At 61.0% G+C, this 24,948-nt stretch carries 24 protein-coding genes; 14 read left to right on the forward strand and 10 right to left on the reverse strand.

Going from position 1 to position 24,948, the window contains the following annotated elements:
• Positions 1-22: 22 nt before the first annotated feature.
• The 6 genes from rpsT (at position 23) to gyrB (ending at position 7,834) form a co-directional block, all read left to right on the forward strand.
• A complete protein-coding gene (gene rpsT, locus NYP16_RS11765) occupies positions 23-289 on the forward strand; it encodes a 30S ribosomal protein S20 (RefSeq protein WP_274944343.1) in 267 nt (88 codons plus the stop codon).
• A gap of 422 nt (positions 290-711) precedes the next feature.
• Positions 712-1,131 carry a rhodanese-like domain-containing protein gene (locus NYP16_RS11770; RefSeq protein WP_274944344.1) on the forward strand — a complete coding sequence of 140 codons (420 nt, stop codon included), beginning with the start codon at positions 712-714 and terminating at the stop codon, positions 1,129-1,131.
• 205 nt (positions 1,132-1,336) lie between these two features.
• Positions 1,337-2,773, forward strand: a complete 1,437-nt coding sequence (dnaA, locus tag NYP16_RS11775; protein ID WP_274944345.1) for a chromosomal replication initiator protein DnaA — start codon at positions 1,337-1,339, stop codon at positions 2,771-2,773.
• A 199-nt stretch (positions 2,774-2,972) separates the two neighbouring features.
• Complete coding sequence (dnaN, locus tag NYP16_RS11780) at positions 2,973-4,115, forward strand: DNA polymerase III subunit beta (RefSeq protein ID WP_274944346.1); 1,143 nt, start codon at positions 2,973-2,975, stop codon at positions 4,113-4,115.
• A 71-nt stretch (positions 4,116-4,186) separates the two neighbouring features.
• The gene (gene recF / locus NYP16_RS11785) at positions 4,187-5,320 is read left to right on the forward strand and encodes a DNA replication/repair protein RecF (RefSeq protein ID WP_279347259.1); all 1,134 of its coding nucleotides are present in this window, start codon (positions 4,187-4,189) and stop codon (positions 5,318-5,320) included.
• 57 nt (positions 5,321-5,377) lie between these two features.
• Complete coding sequence (gene gyrB, locus NYP16_RS11790) at positions 5,378-7,834, forward strand: DNA topoisomerase (ATP-hydrolyzing) subunit B (RefSeq protein WP_274944348.1); 2,457 nt, start codon at positions 5,378-5,380, stop codon at positions 7,832-7,834.
• 91 nt (positions 7,835-7,925) lie between these two features.
• Here the strand turns inward: gyrB and NYP16_RS11795 are convergent, their stop codons facing one another.
• On the reverse strand, positions 7,926-8,264 hold the full coding sequence (locus tag NYP16_RS11795) for a glycine zipper 2TM domain-containing protein (protein ID WP_274944349.1): 339 nt from the start codon (positions 8,262-8,264) through the stop codon (positions 7,926-7,928).
• 271 nt (positions 8,265-8,535) lie between these two features.
• On the opposite strand from NYP16_RS11795, the gene NYP16_RS11800 reads away from it, so the two are divergent.
• Together NYP16_RS11800 and NYP16_RS11805 are read left to right on the forward strand one after the other, a co-directional pair.
• The gene (locus tag NYP16_RS11800) at positions 8,536-10,473 is read left to right on the forward strand and encodes a transglycosylase domain-containing protein (protein WP_274944350.1); all 1,938 of its coding nucleotides are present in this window, start codon (positions 8,536-8,538) and stop codon (positions 10,471-10,473) included.
• Positions 10,474-10,581: 108 nt separating this feature from the next.
• Positions 10,582-10,884, forward strand: a complete 303-nt coding sequence (locus NYP16_RS11805) for a GIY-YIG nuclease family protein (RefSeq protein ID WP_274944351.1) — start codon at positions 10,582-10,584, stop codon at positions 10,882-10,884.
• 146 nt (positions 10,885-11,030) lie between these two features.
• On the opposite strand, the gene gshB is transcribed toward NYP16_RS11805, so the two are convergent.
• From gshB to rsmI, 4 genes are all read right to left on the reverse strand, one after another.
• Positions 11,031-11,969, reverse strand: a complete 939-nt coding sequence (gshB, locus tag NYP16_RS11810) for a glutathione synthase (protein ID WP_274944352.1) — start codon at positions 11,967-11,969, stop codon at positions 11,031-11,033.
• A 40-nt stretch (positions 11,970-12,009) separates the two neighbouring features.
• A complete protein-coding gene (locus NYP16_RS11815) occupies positions 12,010-12,807 on the reverse strand; it encodes a SirB1 family protein (RefSeq protein ID WP_274944353.1) in 798 nt (265 codons plus the stop codon).
• A 65-nt stretch (positions 12,808-12,872) separates the two neighbouring features.
• Positions 12,873-13,244: a YraN family protein gene (locus NYP16_RS11820; RefSeq protein WP_274944354.1), complete on the reverse strand. Its 372-nt coding sequence runs from the start codon at positions 13,242-13,244 to the stop codon at positions 12,873-12,875.
• Positions 13,241-14,077 carry a 16S rRNA (cytidine(1402)-2'-O)-methyltransferase gene (gene rsmI / locus NYP16_RS11825; RefSeq protein WP_274944355.1) on the reverse strand — a complete coding sequence of 279 codons (837 nt, stop codon included), beginning with the start codon at positions 14,075-14,077 and terminating at the stop codon, positions 13,241-13,243. Before rsmI ends, NYP16_RS11820 begins: the two co-directional genes overlap by 4 nt.
• A 144-nt stretch (positions 14,078-14,221) precedes the next feature.
• Here rsmI and NYP16_RS11830 point away from each other — a divergent pair, with 144 nt between their 5' ends.
• Entirely contained in the window at positions 14,222-15,517 is a 1,296-nt protein-coding gene (locus tag NYP16_RS11830; RefSeq protein WP_274944356.1) for a penicillin-binding protein activator, read from the forward strand.
• On the opposite strand, the gene hemW is transcribed toward NYP16_RS11830, so the two are convergent.
• The 3 genes from hemW to rph form a co-directional block, all read right to left on the reverse strand.
• A complete protein-coding gene (hemW, locus tag NYP16_RS11835; RefSeq protein ID WP_274944357.1) occupies positions 15,506-16,693 on the reverse strand; it encodes a radical SAM family heme chaperone HemW in 1,188 nt (395 codons plus the stop codon). The genes NYP16_RS11830 and hemW overlap by 12 nt on opposite strands.
• A gap of 145 nt (positions 16,694-16,838) precedes the next feature.
• Positions 16,839-17,447, reverse strand: coding sequence for an RdgB/HAM1 family non-canonical purine NTP pyrophosphatase (gene rdgB / locus NYP16_RS11840; RefSeq protein ID WP_274944358.1), 609 nt, complete (start codon positions 17,445-17,447; stop codon positions 16,839-16,841).
• Between the two features lie 3 nt (positions 17,448-17,450).
• Positions 17,451-18,167 (reverse strand): ribonuclease PH, encoded by a 717-nt coding sequence (gene rph, locus NYP16_RS11845; protein WP_274944359.1) that lies wholly within the window; start codon positions 18,165-18,167, stop codon positions 17,451-17,453.
• 167 nt (positions 18,168-18,334) lie between these two features.
• On the opposite strand from rph, the gene hrcA reads away from it, so the two are divergent.
• Both hrcA and grpE read left to right on the forward strand, forming a co-directional pair.
• The gene (gene hrcA / locus NYP16_RS11850; protein WP_274944360.1) at positions 18,335-19,381 is read left to right on the forward strand and encodes a heat-inducible transcriptional repressor HrcA; all 1,047 of its coding nucleotides are present in this window, start codon (positions 18,335-18,337) and stop codon (positions 19,379-19,381) included.
• 39 nt (positions 19,382-19,420) lie between these two features.
• Entirely contained in the window at positions 19,421-20,020 is a 600-nt protein-coding gene (grpE, locus tag NYP16_RS11855; RefSeq protein WP_274944361.1) for a nucleotide exchange factor GrpE, read from the forward strand.
• A gap of 328 nt (positions 20,021-20,348) precedes the next feature.
• Here the strand turns inward: grpE and NYP16_RS11860 are convergent, their stop codons facing one another.
• Positions 20,349-20,807: a copper chaperone PCu(A)C gene (locus tag NYP16_RS11860; protein ID WP_274944362.1), complete on the reverse strand. Its 459-nt coding sequence runs from the start codon at positions 20,805-20,807 to the stop codon at positions 20,349-20,351.
• Here NYP16_RS11860 and NYP16_RS11865 point away from each other — a divergent pair.
• From NYP16_RS11865 to dnaJ, 3 genes are all read left to right on the forward strand, one after another.
• Complete coding sequence (locus tag NYP16_RS11865; protein WP_274944363.1) at positions 20,806-21,048, forward strand: hypothetical protein; 243 nt, start codon at positions 20,806-20,808, stop codon at positions 21,046-21,048. The genes NYP16_RS11860 and NYP16_RS11865 overlap by 2 nt on opposite strands.
• A complete protein-coding gene (gene dnaK, locus NYP16_RS11870) occupies positions 21,041-22,945 on the forward strand; it encodes a molecular chaperone DnaK (RefSeq protein ID WP_274944364.1) in 1,905 nt (634 codons plus the stop codon). Before NYP16_RS11865 ends, dnaK begins: the two co-directional genes overlap by 8 nt.
• Positions 22,946-23,083: 138 nt before the next feature.
• Complete coding sequence (gene dnaJ / locus NYP16_RS11875) at positions 23,084-24,241, forward strand: molecular chaperone DnaJ (protein ID WP_274944365.1); 1,158 nt, start codon at positions 23,084-23,086, stop codon at positions 24,239-24,241.
• Between the two features lie 156 nt (positions 24,242-24,397).
• On the opposite strand, the gene NYP16_RS11880 is transcribed toward dnaJ, so the two are convergent.
• Complete coding sequence (locus NYP16_RS11880; RefSeq protein WP_274944366.1) at positions 24,398-24,892, reverse strand: cupin domain-containing protein; 495 nt, start codon at positions 24,890-24,892, stop codon at positions 24,398-24,400.
• Positions 24,893-24,948: the final 56 nt, after the last annotated feature.

The following is a 24,948-nucleotide window of genomic DNA, read 5'->3' on the forward strand; positions in this document are numbered from 1 at the left end:
CGAAAAATTTTAAGGTAACGCTATGGCCAACAACCCGCAGGCTAAAAAACGCATCCTCATCACGGCGCGCCGCACGGAAGTCAACCGTAACCGCGTCAGCCGCATCCGCACCTTCGTCCGCAAGGTCGAAGAAGCCATCACTTCGGGCGATGCCAAAGTGGCACAGGACGCGTTGAAGCTGGCACAGCCGGAAATCATGCGCGGCGTGTCGCGGGGTGTGATCCACAAGAACACCGCATCGCGCAAAGTGTCGCGACTCGCGAGCCGGATCAAGAAGCTCAGCGCATAATATTCGGTAAACCCGGCACAGCGATTCTTGAGAATCGCGAGTCGCTTGGGGGTTTTCCAAGGTTTTTAAAGCGGTTCCACTCTCGCGAGTGTGGGACCGCTTTTATTTTTCTGTTTTGTTGAGGCCCCCTGATCGCCTCGAGTTGTCCGGGACAACCTCCGTAGAGTCATGACCCACCACATGTAGGGGGTCTAAAAGCCCCGGAATACTAGGGCAGCGGATTCTTTGCTGTTCTGTTTTCAGTCCTATTGTCACCTTGGGGGCGGCTCGCTAGGCTATATTCTTCACGAAAACGTGGGTGCCTGTTATGGACTGTAAAATCTCCGATTGTGTCGGGGACGGGCGGGTTTTTGGTTGATGTTGAGGTGGTCTTGGCGCCCTTCCGGGGGTCTCAAGACGCGTGTTGAGGAAAGAGAGCTGATATGGCTGATTATGCTGGAGATGTGACCCCCGAGCAGGCTTGGGCCGAGCTTCAGTCCAATCCGGACGCAGTTCTCGTCGATGTGCGGACACGCCCTGAGTGGGGCTTTGTCGGGGTGCCGGATCTGTCCGGTGCTGGCAAGCAGGCGGCGCTTATCTCCTGGCAGGTTTATCCCGAGATGGGCCGCAACGCCACTTTCGAGGCGGAAGTCGAAGCGCTCGGTGCAAAGTCCGATGCACCCGTGTATTTTCTCTGCCGGTCCGGTGCGCGTTCGCGTGCGGCGGCGATTGCCATGACAGCGCGCGGCTTCAGCGCCTGTTACAATGTGGCTTACGGTTTTGAAGGCGATCCGGATTCTGCACGTCATCGTGGGCTGCAGAACGGCTGGAAAGCCAGCAATCTTCCCTGGGTTCAACAGTAAGAAAACGTCACGTCCGGAGCCGGTGTCCGCGAGGGCCCGGTCACAGGACTGTCTGCGCATGAGATCCATGGCCGTTGTTTCTGATTAAGTTCTCTGTCTCATTCAAACGCGATCTTGAGACAGCAGCGGGGCTTCAGATACGAACGGATGGGGACAAAAAGCCGGTCTCACCGGCAAGTATGGCAAGTTGGGGCGATATAGGACGATGAGTGATTTGGAGACGCAATGGGGACGGGTGCAAGGCCGTCTTCGAGCGGAGTTTGGCGATGCCGCTTTCAACAGCTGGCTGAAGCCGCTCGCGCTCGTCAATGTTGAATCCGGGCGGGTTCACATTGCCGTGCCCACGCGCTTCATGCGCGACTGGGTGCAGTCCCATTATGTGGATCGCATCCGCGACTTTTGGTCGATCGAGAATCCCGAAGTCGATGGTGTTGAAATCCGCGTTGCCTCGGCGATGAAAATGCGGGCGCAGCCTGCTGCTGCCGTGACGGCGTCACAACCGGTGCTGGAGACGGTGTTGATGGGTGCGGCTGGAGCTGCGGGGCGCGCAAGCCCAGCACCGGCTCCGGCAGCTCAGCCCGCGTCCTATGCCGCCGACAGTGACGAGGGCGAGGATATCGGAGCCCCGCTCGATCATCGCTTCACCTTTGACAGTTTCGTGGTCGGCAAATCGAACGAGCTTGCCTATGCCGCAGCACGCCGGGTGGCGGAAAATTCTGCCGTTAATTTCAATCCGCTGTTTCTCCATGGCGGGGTCGGTCTTGGCAAAACCCATCTGATGCATGCCATCGCCTGGCATATCCGCCGCCGCGATCCGAATCGCCGGGTGATCTATATGTCGGCGGAAAAATTCATGTATCAGTTCGTCAGCGCGCTTCGCTACAAAGACACCATGGCCTTCAAGCAGAAGTTCCGGGCCGTCGATGTGCTGATGATCGATGATGTGCAGTTCATCGCCAACAAGAACTCGACCCAGGAAGAATTTTTCCACACCTTCAATGCGCTGATCGACCATCATCGTCAGGTGGTGATCTCGGCCGATCGGTCGCCGTCGGATCTTGAGGGCATCGAGGAACGCATTCGGTCCCGGCTCGGCTGGGGGCTTGTGGCCGATATTCATCCGACCGATTACGAACTGCGGCTCGGCATTCTGCAGCAGAAGGTGGACAGCATGCCGGGGGCCGATGTGCCGGTGCCGGTCATGGAATTCCTCGCCCGCCGCATTTCATCGAACGTGCGCGAGCTTGAGGGGGCGATCAACCGCATTATCGCCCATGCCACCCTGATTGGCCGTCCGATCACCATGGAAATGACCCAGGAGGTGCTTCAGGACCTGCTTCGGGCCAATGACCGCCGGGTGACCATCGACGATATTCAGCGCAAGGTGGCGGAATATTACAATCTGCGGCTGGCCGATCTGTTGTCGGCGCGGCGCGCCCGCACGGTCGCCCGGCCGCGTCAGGTGGCCATGTTCCTGTCGAAGCAGCTGACCACCCGGTCCTTGCCGGACATCGGGCGCAAGTTCGGTGGCCGTGACCATACGACGGTCATTCATGCGGTCAAACGCATCGAGGAACTGGTCCAGACCGACGGCGCGCTTGAGGAAGACATCCATCATTTGCGGCGAATGCTCGAAGGCTGAGGCCAAATATCGCGAAGTTCGTGAAAAAGCGGCAAAAATCCTTGGTTCAATACCAGTTTTTGCTGTTTTTGCGGGGACGCAACGTATATCTTGTGTCCTCTGCGCATGTTCCCGGAACGTGTATTTTCGGGACGCATGTTATTTTGGGGGGGTGGCATAACGTCACTCCGGAGACAGAAGAAACGGCCGGATCGCACCCATGAAGTTGACCATTGAACGCGCTGCTCTCTTGAAGGCTCTGGGCCACGTTCAAAGCGTAGTTGAACGCCGGAACACCATCCCGATCCTTTCGAACGTTCGGATCGAGGCTGAGGAGAGCGGGCTTAAATTGACCGCCACCGACCTTGATCTCGCCATTGTCGAGGAAGTTGCCGCTGTCGTGTCGGTGCCGGGCGCCGTCACCGCGCCGGCGCATACCCTCCATGACATTGTGCGCAAAATTCCTGACGGGGCGGAAATTGAACTCAGTTTCTCGACCGAGGACCAGCGTCTGCATCTGAAGTCCGGGCGCTCCAAATTCACCCTGAGCTGCCTGCCCTCAAGCGACTTCCCGGAAATGAGCGAAGGGGCCATGCCGCATCAGTTCGCGCTGACGGCGTCGGAGCTGAAGGAACTGATGGATAAAACCCGGTTCGCCGTCTCGACCGAGGAAACCCGCTATTATCTGAACGGCATCTATTTTCATGTGACCGACGCAGCGCCGGATGCTGAGGGTGGCGCAAGTGCTGGTCCCGTGCTGCGCGCCGTGGCCACCGACGGCCATCGCCTGGCCCGTGTGGAACTCCCTGCGCCCGATGGCTCGCGCGGCATGCCTGGGGTGATCATTCCGCGCAAAACCGTGGGCGAGCTTCGGAAGCTGATCGATGAACTCGATGGCACCATTCAGGTGGCTCTGTCGGACACCAAGGTGCGGTTTTCCTTTGCCGGGGCCACGCTGACCTCAAAATTGATCGATGGCACCTTCCCCGACTATACCCGGGTGATTCCGGTCGGCAATGACAAGGAACTGACGGTCGACGCCAAATTGTTTGCCGAGGCGGTGGATCGCGTATCGACCATCTCGACCGACAAGACGCGCTCGGTCAAGCTCGCGCTTGAGTCGGGTCGGGTCACGCTGTCGGTCATGAGCCCGGATAATGGCACCGCGACCGAGGAAATTGCTGTATCCTATGAAGGATCGGCCATGGAGATCGGGTTCAACGCGCGTTATCTCCTTGATATCCTGTCGCAGATCACGGGCGGTGTGGTGCAGGTGCTTCTGGCCGATGCGGCGTCTCCGACTTTGATGCGGGATGCCCAGGATGGCGAGGCGCTCTATGTGCTGATGCCGATGCGGGTTTGATCCTGCCCTGCATGGTCACGGACAGTGCGGTGGCTCGAACGGACGTGACGGCGGGGGCTTATGGAAGTCCAATGGCTTATGCCGCCACACGTCTGGTTTTGACTGACTTTCGCAATCATGTGCGAACGGCGCTCGGGATGACTGCGGCACCGGTCGTGCTGACTGGCGACAATGGTGCTGGCAAGACCAATCTTTTGGAAGCCTTGTCCTATCTTGCGCCGGGACGGGGGTTGCGCGGGGCGCGACTGCCCGATATCACGCGGATTGGCGCGCGGGCCTGGGGGGTTGCGGCCACTATTCTCGGTCCGGACGGCAGCACCGATGTGGGCACCGGCATCGAGGGACGGGCGCCGGGCGCGGAAGATGAGGGCGCGGCCGAACGACGCATCGTGCAGATTGAGGGACAGACAGTGACGGGCCCTGCGGCCTTGGCCGAAGTTCTGAAGCTGAGCTGGCTCACGCCGCAGATGGACCGGCTGTTTATCGAGGGTCCAAGCGGACGGCGGCGGTTTTTCGACCGTCTGGTGTTTAATTTTCATCCCGCCCACGGGCGTGCGGTGGCGGCTTATGAACGGGTGTTGCGTGAACGCAATCGCTTGCTGTCCGAAGGCCGGGCTGATCCGCAATGGCTGACGGCGCTTGAACTGCAGATTGCCGAACATGGGGTCGCGGTGGCGGCGGCGCGGCTTGATAGTCTTGGACGGTTGCAGGCGGCGGTCGATCTGAAGCACAGCGCCTTTCCGGCGGCTGATCTTGAATTGCGTGGCACGGTCGAGGATGATCTGAAGACCATGCCCGCGGTCGAGGCCGAGGATCGGTTCAAATTGCGGCTGCGCGATGCACGGGCCCGGGATGCGGCCAGCGGACGCAGCGGCGACGGCCCTCATGTGACCGACCTCAAGGTTCGGCACCGGCCGAAGGACATGCCCGCCGAACTCTGTTCGACCGGGGAGCAGAAGGCCCTGTTGATCGGTATCGTCATGGGCGCGGCCCGGCTCACTCAGGCGGAGACTGGGACGGCGCCCTTGTTGCTGCTGGATGAAGTGGCGGCCCATCTCGATAGCGAGCGGCGGGCGGCCCTGTTTGAGGAAATTCTGGCGCTTGGGGCGCAAGCCTTCATGACGGGGACGGATCACGCCCTGTTTACGCCGTTTGGAACTGAGGCGCAGTATTTTACCATCCGCGCCGGAACCATTGTAAATTAGCTAACACGACAATCGATACCCGGGCACCCTGGGAAGACTTTGAAGGACGCGAAGACCATGGCAGAGAACGAAGACCAGCAGTTGTCGGCAGCCGTTGCGGAATATGGCGCTGATTCCATCAAGGTGCTGCGTGGACTTGATGCCGTCCGGAAACGTCCGGGCATGTATATCGGCGATACCGAGGATGGCTCGGGCCTGCATCATATGGTGTTCGAGGTCACCGACAACGCCATCGACGAGGCGCTCGCAGGCTATTGCGACATCGTGGCCGTGCGCCTCAATGCCAATGGCTCGGTTTCGGTCAGCGACAACGGGCGCGGCATTCCGACGGATATCCATGGTGAAGAAGGCGTCTCGGCGGCGCAGGTCATCATGACTCAGCTTCATGCCGGCGGGAAATTCGACCAGAATTCCTATAAGGTTTCCGGCGGTCTTCATGGCGTCGGCGTGTCGGTGGTGAACGCGCTGTCGGAGTATCTTGAACTCCGGATTTATCGCAATGGCAAAGAGCATTTCATGCGCTTCCAGCATGGCGAGCCCGTGGAAGATCTGAAGGTCGTCGGCGATGCCGTTGGAAAAAGCGGCACTGAAGTGACCTTCATGCCGTCGCTTGAAACCTTCAAGCAGATCGAGTTCAGTTTCGAACGGCTGGAACATCGTCTGCGCGAGCTTGCGTTCCTCAATTCCGGCGTGCGTATTGTGCTTGAAGATCTGCGTCATGCCGATCAGAAAAAGATCGAGCTTTATTATGACGGCGGCATCAAGGCCTTCGTCGAATATCTCGACCGCACCAAGACGCCGCTGTTATCCAGCCCCATCGCCATCACCGGTGAAAAGGACGGCATGACCGTCGATTTCGCCCTGCAGTGGAATGATGGCTATCATGAAGGCATGTATTGTTTCACCAACAACATCCCGCAGCGCGATGGCGGCACGCATTTGGCGGGCTTCCGCGCGGCCTTGACGCGGACCATCAATAATTACGCCAATGAATCCGGACTCTTGAAAAAAGAGAAAGTGGCGCTCACCGGTGACGATGCCCGCGAAGGTCTGACCTGCGTGTTGTCGGTCAAGGTGCCGGACCCGAAATTCTCGTCCCAGACCAAGGACAAGCTGGTGTCGTCCGAAGTGCGCCCGGTGGTCGAAGGGGTGCTTGGCGAAAAACTTGCCATGTGGTTCGGCGAACATCCGCAGGAAGCCCGGATCATCATCGGCAAGATCGTCGATGCGGCGGCGGCCCGTGAGGCAGCCCGGAAGGCGCGGGAACTGACACGGCGCAAGGGTGTGCTCGATATCGCGAGCCTGCCCGGCAAGCTTGCCGATTGTCAGGAAAAAGACCCGGCCAAGTCCGAACTGTTCATCGTCGAAGGAGACTCCGCCGGTGGCTCGGCCAAGCAGGGCCGCGACCGGCGCACGCAGGCTATTCTGCCACTTCGCGGTAAGATCCTGAACGTGGAACGGGCGCGCTTTGATCGCATGCTGTCGTCGAATGAAATCGGCACGCTGATTACCGCGCTTGGCACCGGTATCGGGCGCGAAGATTTCAATATCGAAAAATTGCGCTATCACAAGATCATCATCATGACCGATGCCGACGTCGATGGGGCGCATATTCGCACGCTGCTGTTGACGTTCTTCTATCGTCAGATGCCGGAACTGATCAATCGCGGCTATCTCTATATCGCGCAGCCGCCGTTGTACAAAGTCTCCCGCGGCAAGTCCGAGGTCTATCTGAAGAACGACGCGGCGCTTGAAAAGTTCCTGATCGGCGGCAGCATCGATGACCTGCTGTTCACCGCTTATAATGGGGAGCAGCGCATCGGTGAGGATCTGCGCCAGCTGATCGAACATGCGCGTGTGATGAAGCTTTTGCGCGATCAGATTCCGTCGCGCTACAATCATGAAATCATCGAGCGTCTGGCGCTGCGCGGTGCGCTCACGCCGGAAAAATTGCTTGATCCCGCCGTTGCGCAAGGGGTGGTCGATGCGGTGGCCGCCGAACTGAGCGCGGGTGCGGCCGAGGGCGAAGCGAATTGGGGCGGACGGGCCTCCTCAACTGAGGGAGAGAGCAGCGAGGATGGCGTCGTGTTCACCCATGTGGTGCGCGGCGTGACCGACGCTTATGTGATCGATCGCGGCTTTATCGAAAGCGTCGAGGCGCAGCGGCTCAATGCCAAAGCCTCCGAGATGGCCGAGGTTTATGCCAAAGCCGGGACGCTCAAGATCAAGGAGGATCTGCAGGTCATGTCGCTGCCGACCGAATTGTTGCGTGGGGTTCTAGCTTACGGCCGCAAGGGGCTGTCGATCCAGCGCTATAAGGGTCTCGGTGAGATGAACCCTGGTCAGCTGTGGGAAACGACGCTTGATTCCGGGGCGCGGACTTTGCTGCAGGTCAAGGTCAGTCATGCCGACACGGCGGACGAGATCTTCACCAAGCTGATGGGCGACGTGGTTGAACCGCGCCGCGAATTCATTCAGGACAACGCGCTGGCGGTGGCCAATCTGGATGTGTGACCCCTGCGGCCCCGATGGGGCGGCAGAAGTCAGACCATGAAAAAAAGCCCGGCAAACACAATGTTTGCCGGGCTTTTTGCTGCATCTGCGGTTAGCGCCGCTGATCGTAATGCCGGTCATACCGCTGATCGTAGCGGGAGGAGTGGCGGCGCTCGTGATAATGGCGCGGGGGGGCGCGCCGACTGCTGTAATGGCGGCGATCGTCGTAGCGATTGTCCTTGGTTGCCACATTGCCGATGAGGCCGCCGACCGCCGCGCCGCCGATGGTGGCCACCGGATCGCCGTTTGAGAGCACAGCGCCCGCCGCGGCTCCGACGCCCGCGCCGATGATGGTGTTGCGGCCCTTGTTGCCGGCGGCGGCGGGGGTTGCAAGCAGGCAGCCGAGCAGACCGGCAGTGGCAAGTAGGCTGAGGGGGCGCGTGAATATCATCATGGTCTCCTGAAATATCATGTCATCTCTTGATACAGGGCGCGCGGGGCAGGTTCTGTGATATTGCTGTGATTTTCGACATTTGGCACGGATCCACGGGCTTTCTGACGGGATAATGATTGATTTCGGCGGATCACAAAGTCACTATGGCCGGGCTTCGTGGGGGAACCACGGTCGTCGCCAGATTGCCATGATCCGTCCGCAATAACGCCCTAGAAAAGCCATGGGCGGCTGTTATACGGCTTGTTGTGTTGGTGGTGGAGAGTTACGCTTGGTCAAGGCGGACGTGCCGGATAACGCCCCTGAGGCGACTCCGAAGAAAACGAGAAAATTATGGGTCCGCGCTTTATATTGGGGCGCGGTCGTGGCTGTGGTGGGGGTTATTGCGCTCTTCCTCGGCGGGCTTTATCTCGCCCGGGATCTGCCCAATCTGAGCGAGCTGAAGGCGAAGCCGGCCGATCCGTCGGTGGTGGTGCTGGCGCGGGACGGCTCGACGGTGGCGACCTTCGGCGACGTGCATGGCCAATGGCTGACCTTCGACGAATTTCCCGAGCCGCTGTTGCAGGCCTTGATCGCCACGGAAGACCGGCGGTTTTTCACGCATCCGGGCTTTGACCTCAAGGGCTTGCTACGGGCGTCCGTGCGCAATTTCATGGCCGGTCGTGTGGTTGAGGGCGGGTCGACCATCACTCAGCAGGTGGCGAAGAATCTGTTCCTGTCGTCCGAACGCACGACCCGGCGCAAGATTCAGGAAATCATGATCGCCTTCTGGCTCGAAACCAAAATGAGCAAGAAGGATATTCTCACCCTTTATCTGAACCGCATGTATTTCGGCGCGCGGGCTTATGGGGTTGATGCCGCCTCCCATACCTATTATGGGCATGGCGCGCGCAAACTGAGCCTGCCTGAGGCGGCCCTGCTGGTCGGCTTGTTGAAAGCGCCGTCGGCCCTGACGCCGAGCCGCGATTATCCGGCCGCTGTCGATCGCAGTCATGACGTGATCGACGCCATGGTCGAGGCGAAGATCATCACCCCCGCCATGGCCGCCGAGGCGAAGAAGCATCCGCCAAAGGTCAAACGCAATGTGGCCGGAGTCGAAAGCCGCTATTTCGCCGATTATGTGATCGAACAGCTGCCGGCCGACGTGCGGGCGTTGCAGGAGCCGCTGGTGGTTGAAACCACGCTTGATCCAAAAGCCCAGGCGGTGGCGGAGCGGGCCTTGCGGGCGTCACTGAACAGCGATGGTATTCCCGGAAATATCAATCAGGGCGCGATTGTGGTCATGTCCACCGATGGCGGCATTCTTGCCATGGTGGGCGGCAAATCCTATGCCGAAAGCCAGTTCAACCGGGCGGTTCAGGCGCAGCGTCAGCCGGGGTCGGCGTTCAAGCTTTTTGTCTATCTGACGGCGCTTGAGCAGGGCATCGATCCCGACAGCACCATGCGCGATACACCGATCATTCTCGACGGCTGGAGCCCGGAAAATTACAAACGCACCTATGAAGGCGAAGTGACCCTGCGTCATGCGTTCGAGCAATCGCTTAATACTGTCGCGGTCAAACTGTCGGAGCGGGTTGACCGTCATCAGGTGGTCGGGCTCGCCCGTCGCATGGGCATCAAAAGCAAACTCAATCCGACGCCGAGCCTTGCGCTTGGCACGTCGGAGGTGAATCTGCTTGAACTGACGTCTGCCTATGGGGTGGTGGCGAACAACGGCTATTCGGTGACGCCGCAGGCCATCGTCGAAGTCCGGAGCTCACGCGGCAAAGTCATCTATCAACCGAAAATCGACCGCCCCCATGCCGTGGTGCCGACCGAGGCCAATGATCACATGCGAGAACTTCTGGTGCAGGTGGTCGAAAGCGGCACCGGCAAAGCAGCGCGCTTTGGCGGCGCGGCGGCGGGCAAAACCGGCACCACCCAGGATTCCCGCGATGCCTGGTTCATCGGCTATTCCGGCGATTATGTGGCCGGGGTATGGATGGGCAACGACAAGGGCAAACCCATGACCCGCGTCACCGGCGGCACCGCGCCCGCACGTCTCTGGGCCAATGTCATGCGCGGGGTCACCACCGGCGCGCCGGTCGGCGCCGTCGGCAAACCCAAACTCCGCCCGACCCAGCCGGGTGGTGATGACGGTGCGTCTCCAAACGACAGCCTGTTCGACCGCCTGCGCGATAAACTGCGCGGCGGGGACAAGGCCGGGTGAGGGAAGGCTGGATCCCCGTGTGCGCGGGGATGACAGAGTAGGGTTTGGGGATGATGGGATTGTCCGTTAAATTTCCTGTCATTCCCGCGAAGGCGGGAATCCAGTCTTATGCGCCATGGGTTTGTGTATATCCTCGCGAGCCGTCGCAATGGGACGCTTTATGTCGGGGTGACATCGGATCTTGTGCGGCGGGTGGCCGAACACCGTTTGGGGCAGATCGCGGGCTTCACCAAGGATTATGGCGTGAGGACGCTGGTTTACTACGAAGCCTTCGATGCGATCGACGCAGCGATCCTGCGCGAAAAACAGCTGAAGAAATGGGCACGAAACTGGAAGCTCGATTTGATCGAAGTGGGGAATCCGGATTGGCGGGATCTTTACGCGGAAATTGTCGGGGCGGATGTGGAGTAAGGCTGGATCCCCGCTTTCGCGGGGATGACAGAGTATGGTTGGGGACGATAAAGTGGCTTTGGGAATGACAGTTAATTCCTTGTCATTCCCGCGAATAATTCCTTGTCATTCCCGCGAAAACGGGAATCCAGACTTGCTTTAGGGATTTACAACTTCGCCTCAATCGCGTCCCAGATTTGCGCGGCGAGGTTGCCGCCGCCGAAGCGTTCTATTTCCTGGATGCCGGTGGGGGAGGTGACGTTGATTTCGGTGAGCCAGTCACCGATGACGTCGATGCCGACGAAGATCAGGCCCTGGTCGCGCAAGGTCGGGCCGATGGCTTCGCAGATTTCCTGTTCGCGCTTGGTGAGCGTCGTGGCTTCGGCGCGGCCGCCTACGTGGAGGTTCGACCGGGCTTCGCCCTCGGCGGGGACGCGGTTGAGCGCGCCGGCGGGTTTGCCGTCGATCAGGATGATGCGTTTGTCGCCCTGGCGGACTTCGGGCAGATAGCGTTGGGCCATGATCGGCAGACGATAAAAGGCGGTGAAGACTTCGAGCAGCGAATTGAAATTCTCGTCGTCCGGTTTGACGCGGAACACGCCGGCGCCGCCATTGCCGTAAAGTGGTTTAACGATAATGTCCTGATGCTCGGCGCGGAAGGCCCGGAGCGCGTCGGCGCGGCTGGTGATCAGGGTTGGCGGCATCAGGCCGGGGAACAGCGTCGTGAACAGTTTTTCTGGAGCGTTCCGCACGCTCAGCGGATTGTTGACCACGAGCGTCTTCGGATGGACATGTTCGAGCAGATGGGTTGCGGTGATATAGCCCATGTCGAACGGCGGATCCTGACGCATCAGAATGACATCGACGTCGGCGAGGTTGAGCTCTTCACGCGCACCGAGGCTGTAGTGATTGCCGTCTTCGGCGCGGACGTCGAGCGGTTCGGCGAGGGTTGTGAGCACGCCGTCCTTGAGCGCGAGATCACCTACGGCATAGTGATAAAGCTTGTGACCACGGGCTTTGGCTTCGAGGGCGAGACGGAAGGTGCTGTCGCCATGGATATTGACGCTGCTGATATGGTCCATCTGAATGGCGACGCGAAGGCTCATGCGGGGGAATCCTTTTACTTGGAACGCGGGTCATGCCCTTTTACTCCATCAGCGGAGGGAGTTCACGCAAACTCTTGAGCACGCGGTCACGCAGATCGCTGTGGTTGGCTGTGGCCTGCGGTTCCATGTTGAGGCAGTCCAGGCATTTTTCAAGAGCCTCGCGTCCGGCGTCCTGCGCATCGCGGTGTAGTTCGAGAATGGCGATGTCATACCAGGTTTCCGCCATGTCCGGCGCGATCAGCAGCATGCGGTGGAGGACGGCGATGGCGCTGGCGAAATCGCCCGCTGTGAGACGCCGCATCTTGATGTTGTTGAGGAGACGCAGCAACAGGTCGCGGTCGCTCAGGGGCGTGTAATAGGCGGGCTTCAGTTCAGCGCTGTCACCGGTCATGGTTTTCAGAAGCTGGCGCATGTCGGCGGTGGTCAGCACGGCACCGTCATGAAAGGGGTCGACGATGGCGCGGTCGCCGCCGTTGTCGATGCGGATCAGAAAATGGGCGGGAAAATTGAGCCCCCAGGCCGGCCAGCCGAGCGCCCGGGCGAGCGCGATATAGAGGATGCCGAGCGTCACCGGCAGTCCCTTGCGGCGATCTATGACAGCCATGAGATCGGCGTTTTCAAGCGCGTCATAATTGTCGCGGTCGCCGCTGAAACCGAGACGGTCATGGAGGCATCGGCTTAGGAGTGCTGCGCGGTCGCGCGCGGTGACGGCGGCACCGGCGAGCGGGAGCAGGTCGGCGCGCAGGTCGTCGAAGAAGCTCAGATATAGGGCGAGAGGACGGCCGGGTGTTTCAAGGGCGGCCAGCGCCAGCGCAGCCTCGAACAGATCGGGGCGCATGTCTTCGGTCGCCTGAGCATAGCGGGCGAGCAGGGCGTGCGGGTCCAGCGTGAGGGCATCCGGTGTCAGAGGTCAAGCTCCCAGGCGTTCACGAGATGATGGGGCAGCCGCCAGGGGCTGATGGCCACGAGATCGAAGCGTTCGGTCTTGCCGGTCATATTGAGGCGCTGACTGTACCAGGCGGCGGCGCGGGCAATGCGGGCGCGGGTCTTTGGCGGCACGGCATGGAGCGCCTGATCGCGGGTCGGGCGGCTTTTCACCTCCACATAGGCGATGACCGGGCCGCGCCGGATCACGAGATCAATTTCCCCCACCGGCGTGCGGTAGCGCCGCGCCAGAATCCGATAGCCCTTGAGCATGAGCCAGAGTGCGGCGAGGCTTTCGGCCAGATGACCGGCCTTGTGGGCCTTCGCACCGCGCGCCTGGCGCCTGCTCATGGAAGCTGGTCCTTGAGCTTGAGGGCATGGGTATAGAGGTCACGTTTCGGCAGGCCGGTGATGGCGGCGACGACGGTGGCGGCTTCCTTGACCGATTGGGTCTTGAGCGCGGCCAGCAACAGCGCCTCCACATGACTGTCTTCGGGCGGCAGAGCCTCGCCGGGTGGGCCAATGACGAGGACGATTTCACCCTTGATGCTGTCGTCCGGGCCATAGCTTTGGGCGAGGTCCTGGAGCGGCAGTCGGCGGACTTCCTCGAATTTCTTGGTCAGTTCGCGGCAGACGGCGGCGCCGCGGTCGCCAAACACGCTGGCGGCGTCGGCCAGTGATTCGGGCAACCGGTGCGGTGATTCGAAAAACACCAGGGTGGCGGGGACCGTGCGGAATTCTTCGTAGAACTTGCGCCGGGCTCCGGTTTTCGCGGGCGGGAATCCGGCGAACAGGAAGCGGTCTGACGGCAGGGCGGCGAGGGTCAGGGCGGCCACCGGCGCGCTTGCGCCCGGAACGGTGGTGACCATGATGCCGGCCTCGGTCGCGGCCTGCACCAGACGAAAGCCCGGGTCGGACACAAGCGGCGTCCCGGCGTCGGTGATCTGGGCGACAACGGCCCCGGCCTGCAGCCGTTCGAGGATTTTCGGCAGCACGCGGACGGCGTTGTGGTCGTGATAGGCATAGGTCGGGCGGGAGATGCCGTAGCTTGTCAAAAGCTTGGCGCTGACCCGCGTATCCTCGCACAGGATCACATCGGCGGCGCGCAGCACATCAAGCGCGCGCAGGGTGATGTCGCGCAGATTGCCGATCGGCGTCGCCACCAGATACAGGCCGGGGGCCAATGTGGGGGCTTGATCCGGGGCGATGACTGCCGGTGCTGCGGCATCGTCGGTTGAGCGTGGCGCGGTCTTCAGTATACTTCTCCCGTTAAACTGACATCCTTAGATGTAGCATTAGGTCTGCCGTTCCTGAAAGGGGCTCTGCTTGTGTCTTTAAAAGCAATTCTGCTGCCGGTTCTTGTGGCCCTCTCCTTCTCGGCTTGCGCCAGTGAGGGGCCTCGTGACGGCCAGGGCCCTCTGACGGCCCCTGCAGTACAGAGCAAGCTTACCCCGAAGCATGCAGAGCCGACAGCGCCGAGCGCGGATATCGTGCGGGTCGGGATGTTGCTGCCGCTCAGCGGGCCTTATGCCGATGTGGGCCGGGCGCTTCTGAACGCGGCGGCGGTGTCGCTTTTTGATACCGGCGACAAACGGCTTGTACTTGTGCCGCGCGATACCCGGGGCACGGCCGAGGGCGCGCAGCAGGCGGTGAATGCGTTGGTGGCCGAGGGCGTCGATGTGATCGCCGGGCCGTTGCTCGCGGCGGAAGTGCGGGCGGCGGCGGTGGCTTTGAAGGCGGCGGGCTCGGACATTCGGCTGATCGGCTTTTCAAGCGATCGCAGCGTGGCCGGGGGCGGGGTTTATCTCCTCAGTTTCATGCCCGAGGAGGAGGTTCGTCGGGTGGTGGAATATGCGGCGGCGGAGGGCAAGAAAAGCTTTGCCGCGCTGGTGCCGGAAACGCCCTATGGCGACACCGTGGGCCGCGCTTTTCGTGCCAAGGTGGCGGCGGTGGGCGGTTCGGTGGCCGATTATGTGATCTATCCGCCGGACGCGAAGGGGGTGATGAACCCGGTCAAGCGCATCGCCCATTATGATGCCCGGGTGAAGGCCAAGGCGGCGGAGATGACCTATCTGAAGACACTGGCCGATGACCCCGCCGCCATGCAGGCGGCGCGGGCTTCGCGGCCGAACCCCATGGCGCTGCCCTATCAGGCATTGTTGCTGCCCGAGGGCGCGGCCCTGATGCGGGTGATGGTGCCGTTGCTGTCTTATTACGATATCGACCCCGGGTCCGTGCAGCTTCTCGGGACCGGGGTTTGGAACGATCCGTCGCTCGCCCGGGATCCGCAGTTGCGCGGCAGCTGGTTCGCCGCCCCGCCGCAGGACAAGGCGCAGGCCTTCATGGATCGTTATCGCAGCCTTTATCGGAGCGAGCCGCCGCGTATTGCGACGCTTGCTTATGACGCCGTGGCGCTCGTTGACAGTCTGGCGGATGGGGCGAAGGACACGCGGTTCAGTGACGCGGCGCTCACTGACGGCAACGGCTTCACCGGCATTGACGGGATTTTTCGCTTTACCCGCGACGGGGTGTCGGAACGCGGGCTTGCGGTCATGACTTTCGGGGCGGACGGGATCAGCCTGGTGAGCCCGGCTCCGACGAGCTTTGACAGCTCAACTCAATAATTCACCCAGCAGACGATTGAGCACGGCAGCGCCTTTTTCCGTGGTCCGGAGATTGCCGGGCGTTTGCACCAGAAGATCATGGGCAATGGCGTCGGCCAAGGCGGTCGGATTGAGGTAATCCGTGACCGGCTGGCCGATGCGGCGTGCGAAACGTGCTGTGTCGAGCCCGGCGCGGAGCCGCAGGCCCATCATCACCATTTCAACGGCGCGGTCGGCGGCGCGGAGTTTCTCGGTCGAGACCGTGCCGTGGCCGTCGCGCTCGACGGCGGCGAGCCAGTCTTCGGGTTTCTTCGCCTGGGCGGTGGCGATGGCGTCGCCATTGTCGGTCAGCAACCGGCCATGAGCCCCCGGGCCGACCCCGGCATAATCGCCATAGCGCCAGTATAACAAATTATGGCGGCATTCCGCCCCCGGCACCGCGTGGTTCGAAATTTCATAGGCCGGGAGACCGGCCTTGGCGGTGGTCTCAAGGGTCACTTCGTAAAGGGCGGCGGCGGTGTCTTCGTCGGGCAGGGTGAAGCCGCCACGGCGATAGATATTGGCGAAGGCTGTGCCTTCCTCGATGGTCAATTGATAGAGCGACAAGTGATCGGCGGCGAGCGCCATGGCCTCGTTCAGTTCCGCCTGCCAGTTGCTGACAGTCTGATGCGGGCGGGCATAGATGAGGTCGAAGCTCATGCGGTCGAAGGTCTTGCGGGCGAGCCGGATGGCCGCCTTGGCTTCATCGGCGGAATGACCGCGACCGAGGAATTTCAGCTCGGCATCGCGCAGGGACTGCACGCCCATGGACAGGCGATTGACGCCAGCGGCGCGGAAGCCGGCGAAACGCTCAGCCTCGACGCTGGTCGGGTTGGCTTCGAGGGTGATTTCAAGGTCCGGGGTGACGTCCCAGCGGTCATGGATGCGCTCGATGAGCGCGGCCGTGGTGGCGGGGGGCATCAGGGACGGGGTGCCGCCGCCGAAAAACACGCTGCCGACGGTGCGGCCGGGCATGAGGGCGGCGAAATGGTCAAGCTCGCGCAGCAGGGACGCCTGCCAGGTGGCTTCGTCGACGCGGGCGCGCACATGGCTGTTGAAGTCGCAATAGGGGCATTTCGACAGGCAGAACGGCCAGTGAATGTAAATCCCGATGGGGTCGCCGCTGTTCGACGGGGGGTGCGCGGGTGCTGTGGTCATTCCGGATTGTATGTCATGTCCGGCGCGGAACGTCCAGTGGCGGGCGCTGGCTGGATCCCCGCGTTCGCGAGGATGACAGGAAAGTGGAGTCTTATCTGTCATTTCCGCGAAGGCGGGAATCCAGGCTTGTGGGCCACGCGATGTCTCAGCGGTAATTGAAACAGGCGTTGATCAATTGGCGGAAGGCGTCGGCGCGGTGGCTTATGCGGTGTTTTTCTTCTGGGTCCATTTCGCCGAAGGTGACGGCATGGCCCTCGGCCTGGAAAATGGGATCGTAACCAAAGCCTTCTGTGCCGCGCGCCGGGAACACAAGTTCGCCTTCGACCGTGCCTTCGAAGGTCTCCACATGGCCGTCGGGCCAGGCGAGGGAGAGCGCGCAGACGAAACGGGCGTGGCGGTTGCTGTGGTCTTGCAAGGCTTCTTCGACCCGGCCCATGGCATAGGTGAAGTCGCGGCCATTCGGGGTTTCGGCCCAGCGGGCGGAATAGATGCCGGGATCGCCGCAAAGGGCATCGACGGCGAGCCCCGAATCATCGGCGAGGGCCGGGAGATTGGCGGCTTCTGCCGCAGCGAGCGCCTTCAGTTCGGCGTTCGCGCGGAAGGTGAGGCCGGTTTCCTCAGGCTCGGGCAGGCCAAGATCGCCAGCCGAGACAGCATCGATGCGGAACGGGCGCAGGAGATCGTTGATCTCCCGCACCTTGCCGGCATTGTGGCTCGCGACGATCAGTTTGTCCCCATCGAAGCGGCGATACATGGCTTAGACTCCAAGAGCTTGGCGTTGCAGGCGGAAAATTTCATCGGTGCCGATGCGGGCCAGACGCAACAGGCGGAGAAATTCTTCTTCGGAGAACGGAGCGCCTTCGGCCGTGCCCTGAATTTCCGACAGGCCGCCCTTGCCGGTGATGACGAAATTGGCGTCCACTTCGGCCCCGCTGTCCTCGATATAGTCGAGATCGAGCAACGGGGTGGTGCCGACGATGCCGCAGGATACGGCGGCGATTTCGGTCTGAAGCGGGTTCCGTTCGATGAGCTTGCGCGTCATCATCAGGCTGAAACACTGATGAAGCGCCACGTAAGACCCGCTGATGGCCGCCGTGCGGGTGCCGCCATCGGCCTGCAAGACGTCGCAATCGATGCGGATCTGGCGTTCGCCCATAAGCGTGAGATCGCAGACCGAGCGCAGGGCGCGGCCGATCAGGCGCTGAATTTCCTGGGTGCGGCCGGATTGTTTGCCACGGGCCGCCTCGCGGTCGGTGCGGGTATGGGTCGAGCGCGGCAGCATGCCGTATTCGGCCGTGATCCAGCCCTTGCCCTGACCCTTGAGCCAGCTTGGAACTTTTTCATCGAGAGAGGCGGTGCACAGCACATGGGTGTCGCCGAATTTCACGAGGCAGGAGCCTTCGGCATGTTTGGCCACGCCGGTTTCTAGGCTGACGGGGCGCATTTGATCGGCGGTGCGGCCTGAAGGGCGCATGAGGAACCTCATTCTCTCGGACATTAGGATGCGCCTTGTCTATCCGCTCGGGCGGCGCGCGTCCAGTGTCCGAGTGTAGCAGCATTTCGAATATGGGGCGCTCGCATTGACGCTCCGGGGTGCCGTCACTACATTGCTTGAGGTAGGTTGGGCTATGTAGATGGATTATGCGGCTGGATGAGCTGAATGCGCGATCGCGGGATATTTTCCGCCAGATCGTCGAGACTTATCTCGAAACCGGAGAGCCGGTCGGGTCGCGGACGCTTGCCCGCATGACCGGGCTGACGCTGTCTCCGGCGTCGATCCGCAATGTCATGGCGGATCTTGAGGATGCCGGGCTGCTGTTCGCGCCGCATACCTCGGCCGGGCGCATTCCGACCCATAGCGGCTTGCGGATGTTTGTGGATGGCCTGCTTGAAGTCGGCGATCTGACCGACAGCGAACGGCGCAATATCGAGGCCCAGTGCCGTGTTGCCGGACGGCGACCGGAAGATGTGCTGGCCGAGGCGACGGGGGCGCTGTCGGGATTGTCGCATTGCGCGGGCGTGGTGATGGTGCCGAAAACCAACGCGCCCCTGCGTCATATGGAATTCGTGTCGCTTGGACCGGGCCGGGCGCTGGCCGTGATCGTGGGCGAGGACGGCTCGGTGGAAAACCGGCTGGTGGATCTGCCCCTTGGGCTGCCGCCTTCGGCCTTGGTGCAGGCGAGCAACTATCTGAGCGCCCGTGTGGTCGGCCGCAGCTTTGAAGAGGCGCGGGCCCTGATCGAGCGGGAACTGGGCGACAAACAGGCCGAGCTTGACCTGCTGACGAGCCAGGTGGTGGCCGCGGGCCTTGCCACCTGGGTCGGCGGCGAAGATGCCGGAGCCCAGGAGTCCGGGCTGATCATTCGCGGCTGGGGACATCTCCTGGATGATGTTCAGGCGCAGAGCGATCTTGAGCGGGTGCGCAAGCTGTTTGACGATCTTGAGACCAAGCGCGATCTCGCGCGGCTTCTGGATCTCGCCCGCGATGCCGAAGGGGTGCGCATCTTCATCGGCGCGGAGAATAATCTGTTCAGCCTGTCGGGGTCGTCGGTGATCATCGCCCCGGTGTCGAACGGACAGGAAAAAATCATCGGTGTCATTGGTGTGATCGGGCCGACCCGGCTCAATTACGCCCGCATTATTCCCATGGTGGACTTTACGGCCAAGATGGTTGGACGGTACATCTGACTTTTACGCGCTAATTTCCAGACTAAACAGGATTGTTCCATGACCGAAACAACTGAAGACAAGTCACAGACCGAAATCGAAACCCCGCAGTCCGAGGCCGTGGACACGGCCGCGATGAGCGATCCCGAAGCCGTGCAGGCCGAGCTTGCCGCCGAAGTGGCCGCGCTCAAGGACCGGCTGCTGCGCACCATGGCGGAAATGGAAAATCTCCGCAAACGCGCCGAACGGGATAAGCAAGACGCCGGGAAATATGCGGTGAGCTCATTCGCCCGTGATCTGTTGAATGTGTCGGACAATCTGCAGCGTGCCCTTCAAAGCCTGCCAGAGGATGAGATCGGCGAGGGCTCGGTCAAGGTCTTCGTCGATGGCGTCGATATGACAGAACGGGAGCTTTTGCGCGCCTTTGAAAAAGTCGGCATCCGCAAGATCGAGCCTATGGGCGAGAAATTTGACCATAACTTCCATGAAGCCATGTTCGAAGTCCCCATGGCCGATCAGGCGCCGGGCACCATTATTCAAGTGGTGCAGCCAGGCTATGTCATCCACGACCGCCTGCTCCGGGCAGCCCGCGTCGGCGTCAGCCGGGCGGCCGATGCCAACAACGGCAACGGCGAACCGCGGGTCGATACCCGGGCCTGAGGCTTTTAAGCTGACCTAATTTAAAAAGTTGTCATGGCCGGGCTTGACCCGGCCATCCATTTTTCGGGCGGCGGGATGGATACGCGGGTCGAGCCCGCGTATGACAGTGGGTTATGGCAGGGCCGGTTGCGGTCCTTCGGGAGGCCCTTTCAGGGCTTCTCAGGGGGAACGGTGGTGCCCCCTCATGTGTCATGGCCGGGCTTGACCCGGCCATCCATCTTTCAGGTGGTGAGATGGATACGCGGGTCAAGCCCGCGTATGACAATGGAGGTGCTGCGTGATCACAGGCTCCCACGTATGACAGCACCGGACAGTTGCTGCCTGAGAATTAGTGCTTGTGGCTGTCGGCGGCGGGTTTTCCGGCTTTGACTTCGGCTTCTATGCTGAGGGGGCCGGTGGTTTTGAAGGTTAGGGTTACTGGGATTTTGGCGCCGGGGACCAGGCTTGCGTCCGGGGTGAACAGCATGACATGGAGGCCCATGGGGGCGAAGTTGGTGACGCTGTCGGCGGGAATCTCCACGGTTTCGACCTTTTTCATGCTCATGACGCCGTTTTCATGCAGGGTCTGGTGGAGCTGGGCCGTTTTGGCGGCGGGGGTGGCGATGCTTTGGAGCTCATCCGCTGTTTTGCCGCTGTTGGTGACCGTGAAATAGAGCGCGGCGGGGCGGCCGGCTACGGCGGGCGGGCGAATCCAGGCGTCACTTACGGTCAGGGACCCGGCAGCGAAGGCCGGTGCGGCGACCAGGGTGAGAACCAGGATTGAAAGGGTCCGAAGGAGCCTGTTCATGAGAGTTCCTTTCTTGAGGAAGTGGGCCGGTTTGCGACTTTTTCGACTTTCTGGTGGCTCGCCGCTTGCGGCTCTGAAATGCCACCCCTATATAACGTCCATCAACGGGAATTTACCAGTCGAAGAACAACGTGAGAAGTTCGGGCTGTCTGGAATTCAAGGGTTTCCGGAAAGGAGCTCGATTGAGTGCAGTTGCTGGCTCACCGGGTTTGCTGAATTGAAAGAGGATTATTATGGCTAAAGTCATCGGTATCGATCTCGGAACTACCAATTCCTGCGTTGCCATCATGGATGGCTCGGCGCCCAAGGTGATTGAAAATTCGGAAGGCGGCCGCACCACGCCGTCCATGGTCGCCTTTACGGCGGATGGCGAGCGCCTCGTTGGGCAGCCGGCCAAACGTCAGGCGATCACCAACCCGAACAATACGCTTTATGCGATCAAGCGCCTGATCGGCCGCACCTTCAACGACCCGATGACGCAAAAGGACATCAATATGGTGCCCTATAAGATCGTCAAGGCGAAGAACGGTGACGCCTGGGTGCGTGCCCATGACGAAGACTACAGCCCGAGCCAGGTCTCGGCCTTCATTCTGCAAAAGATGAAGGAAACCGCTGAAAGCTATCTCGGTGAAACCATCACGCAAGCCGTGATTACCGTTCCGGCCTATTTCAACGACGCCCAGCGTCAGGCCACGAAGGACGCCGGCAAGATCGCCGGGCTTGAAGTGCTCCGCATCATCAACGAACCGACTGCGGCGGCGCTCGCCTATGGCCTCGACAAGCAGGACGGCAAGACCATCGCCGTTTATGACTTGGGCGGCGGCACCTTTGACGTCTCGATCCTGGAGATCGGCGACGGCGTGTTCGAAGTGAAATCAACCAATGGCGATACCTTCCTCGGTGGGGAAGATTTCGACATGCGGCTTGTGGGCTACCTGGCCGACGAGTTCAAGAAGGAACAGGGCATCGATCTTCGGAACGACAGCCTCGCCCTTCAGCGTCTGAAGGAAGCGGCCGAAAAGGCCAAGATCGAACTGTCGAGCGCTCAGCAGACCGAAATCAACCTGCCCTTCATCACCGCCGATCAGACCGGGCCGAAGCATCTGACGCTGAAGCTGACCCGCGCCAAGTTTGAAAATCTGGTTGAGGATTTCGTGCTGCGCACGATCGATCCCTGCAAGGCGGCGTTGAAAGACGCCGGCCTGACCGCCGGTGAAATCGATGAAGTGGTGCTGGTGGGCGGCATGACCCGCATGCCCAAGGTCATCGAGACCGTGAAGAATTTCTTTGGTCGCGAGCCCCATAAGGGCGTCAACCCGGACGAAGTGGTGGCGCTTGGTGCGGCTATTCAGGCCGGTGTGTTGCAGGGCGACGTCAAGGACGTGCTGTTGCTTGACGTGACGCCGCTTAGCCTCGGGATTGAAACCCTGGGCGGCGTATTCACACGCCTGATTGACCGCAACACGACCATCCCGACCAAAAAGGCTCAGGTGTTCTCGACCGCCGAGGACAACCAGACCGCCGTCACCATCCGCGTGTTCCAGGGCGAACGCGAAATGGCCGCCGACAACAAGGTGCTTGGCCAGTTCGACCTCGTGGGCATTCCGGGTGCGCCGCGCGGTGTGCCGCAGATTGAAGTGGCCTTTGACATCGATGCGAACGGCATCGTCAATGTCTCGGCCAAGGACAAGGGCACCGGCAAGGAACAGCAGATCCGCATTCAGGCCTCAGGCGGCCTGTCGGACGCCGACATCGAAAAGATGGTCAAGGACGCCGAAGCTCATGCCTCGGATGACAAGACCCGGCGTGAGTTGGCCGAAGCCCGCAACCAGGGTGAGGCGCTCGCCCATCAGACCGAAAAGACCCTGAAGGATCTTGGCGACAAGGCCCCGGCCGCTGACAAGGACGCGTCGGAAGCCGCGATCAAGTCCCTGCGTGAGGTGCTTGGTGGCGAAGATATCGACAGCATTCGCCAGCGGACCGAAGCTTTGGCTCAGGTTTCCATGAAGCTTGGTGAAGCGCTTTATGCTCAGCAGGGTGCGGCCGAAGCCGGGGCTGAGAGCGCCGAGCCGGCTGGTGACCCGAATGTGGTTGACGCCGACTTCGAAGAAGTGGACGAAACCAAGCGCCAGTCGTGAGAACAGCGTCTTGAGAGTGATAGATGTTTGAGCTGACCGGACATTAGAATGGGCTGTGCCGCAGGGACCGCAAGGTGGTTCCTGCGGCATAGTGCTGTTCCGGGCCTCCTCGGGTTTTAAGTGAGATTGCAGAACGCCATGTCGAAGGCTTGTTATTACGAAACTCTGGGCGTTGAGCGAGGCGCATCGGGCGATACGCTCAAAAAAGCCTTTCGCAAGATGGCGATGCAATATCATCCGGACCGCAACCCGGGCGACGCCGCGGCGGAAAACAAGTTCAAGGAATTGAACGAAGCCTATGATGTCCTGAAGGATGGCGACAAGCGGGCGGCTTATGATCGCTTTGGCCATGCCGCTTTTGAACATGGCGGGTCGCGCGGCGGCAATGGCCAGGGCGGCGGGTTCGGATTCTCGGACGGCTCATTCTCGGATATTTTTGAAGATCTTTTTGGCGATTTCATGGGCGGCCAGCAGGGTGGGCGGCGCGGCGGTGGGGCACAGGCCAATCTGCGCGGTGCCGATCTGCGCTATGATCTCGAAATCACGCTTGAGGAAGCCCATAAGGGCAAGGCGGCCACGATTGAAGTGCCGACCAGTTCGTCTTGCACGAGCTGTAGTGGATCTGGTGCTGCAGCGGGCTCCGAGCCGAAAATGTGCGGCACCTGCAATGGTCATGGCAAGGTCAGAAGTCAGCAGGGCTTCTTCATGGTCGAACGCAGCTGCCCAAGCTGTCACGGTGCCGGTCAGGTCATCGCCAATCCGTGCAAAAGCTGTCATGGTCAGGGCCGCATCCAGAAAGAACGCTCGCTGTCGGTCAAGATCCCGGCAGGCGTCGATGACGGTACCCGCATTCGCCTTTCCGGTGAAGGGGAGGCCGGGTTACGCGGCGGCCCAAGCGGCGATCTTTATATTTTCCTCAGCGTTAAACCCCATCCGCTTTTCAAGCGTGAAGGTCCGCATGTGTTCTGCCGCGTGCCGATCCCGATGACCACGGCGGCGCTTGGTGGCGAGGTGGAAATCCCAACCATCGGCGGCGACCGCGCCAAGGTGGCGATCCCCATGGGCGCCCAGACCGGCCGCCAGTTCCGCCTGCGCGGCAAGGGCATGTCGGTCCTGAACAGCAATCAGTTTGGCGATATGGTGATTGAGACGGTGGTGGAAACCCCGGTCAATCTGACCAAGAAACAGCGCGAACTGCTGCGCGCGTTTGCGGATGAGGGCGGTGAGAACACGAGCCCGGAATGCAAGGGCTTCTTCGATCGCGTTAAAGGCATCTGGGAAGATCTGACGGAATAGGTTGCGGAAGCAGGAATTCGTTGAAGGGGGCCGCATCATACCGGTCCCCTTTTTCGTCATTGTGAGGCGCAGCCGACGCAATCCAGTTTCGCCGCATAAAGGGCTGGATTGCTTCGGCTTTGTCTCGCAATGACGGTCGTATGTGGATGCTGCGGTTTACGCTTCCCCGTCCCAGTAATCGACCGGGTTGTTTTTGAGAAAAGCTGCATGGGTCATGTGGTTCGGGTCGCCGCCGGGGGCGCAGCCGGCGGTGATGCCGATTTTGTCTGATTCGGGGTAGATGGTGATCTCGGGTTCGATCATGGTCGAAAAACACAGGTAATTGAGCGGCGAATCGCTGTCGTTGATGACTTGATGGGCGATGCCCGAGGCGGCGGCGAGGTGGATATAGTCGCCTTGGGCGAGCGGGATGCTGTTGTCCCCCCAGCGCAGGCTGCCGCTGCCATCGAGGATCAGGATGGCCTCGTCATTCGCGGTATGGTAGTGGGCTGGAAAAGCCCGTTTGCCGGGAGCGAGGCGATAGAGGCTGAGCCCCAGTTTCGGGGTGAACCCGACGCCTTTGGGCGTTAGCGATTTGCGTTGGGATCTGTAGGTCGCGTCATGCTCGCGCTTCGTCCATTCGGTGGTGATGATATTGCGTTTATAGACCATGACGGCCTCCCCTTTTGGAACATAACAGGAACGCTAGCATGAGTCGCGGCGCTTGA

Source organism: Govania unica, assembly GCF_027920805.1.
GTDB classification, from domain to species: Bacteria; Pseudomonadota; Alphaproteobacteria; order Sphingomonadales; family Govanellaceae; genus Govanella; species Govanella unica.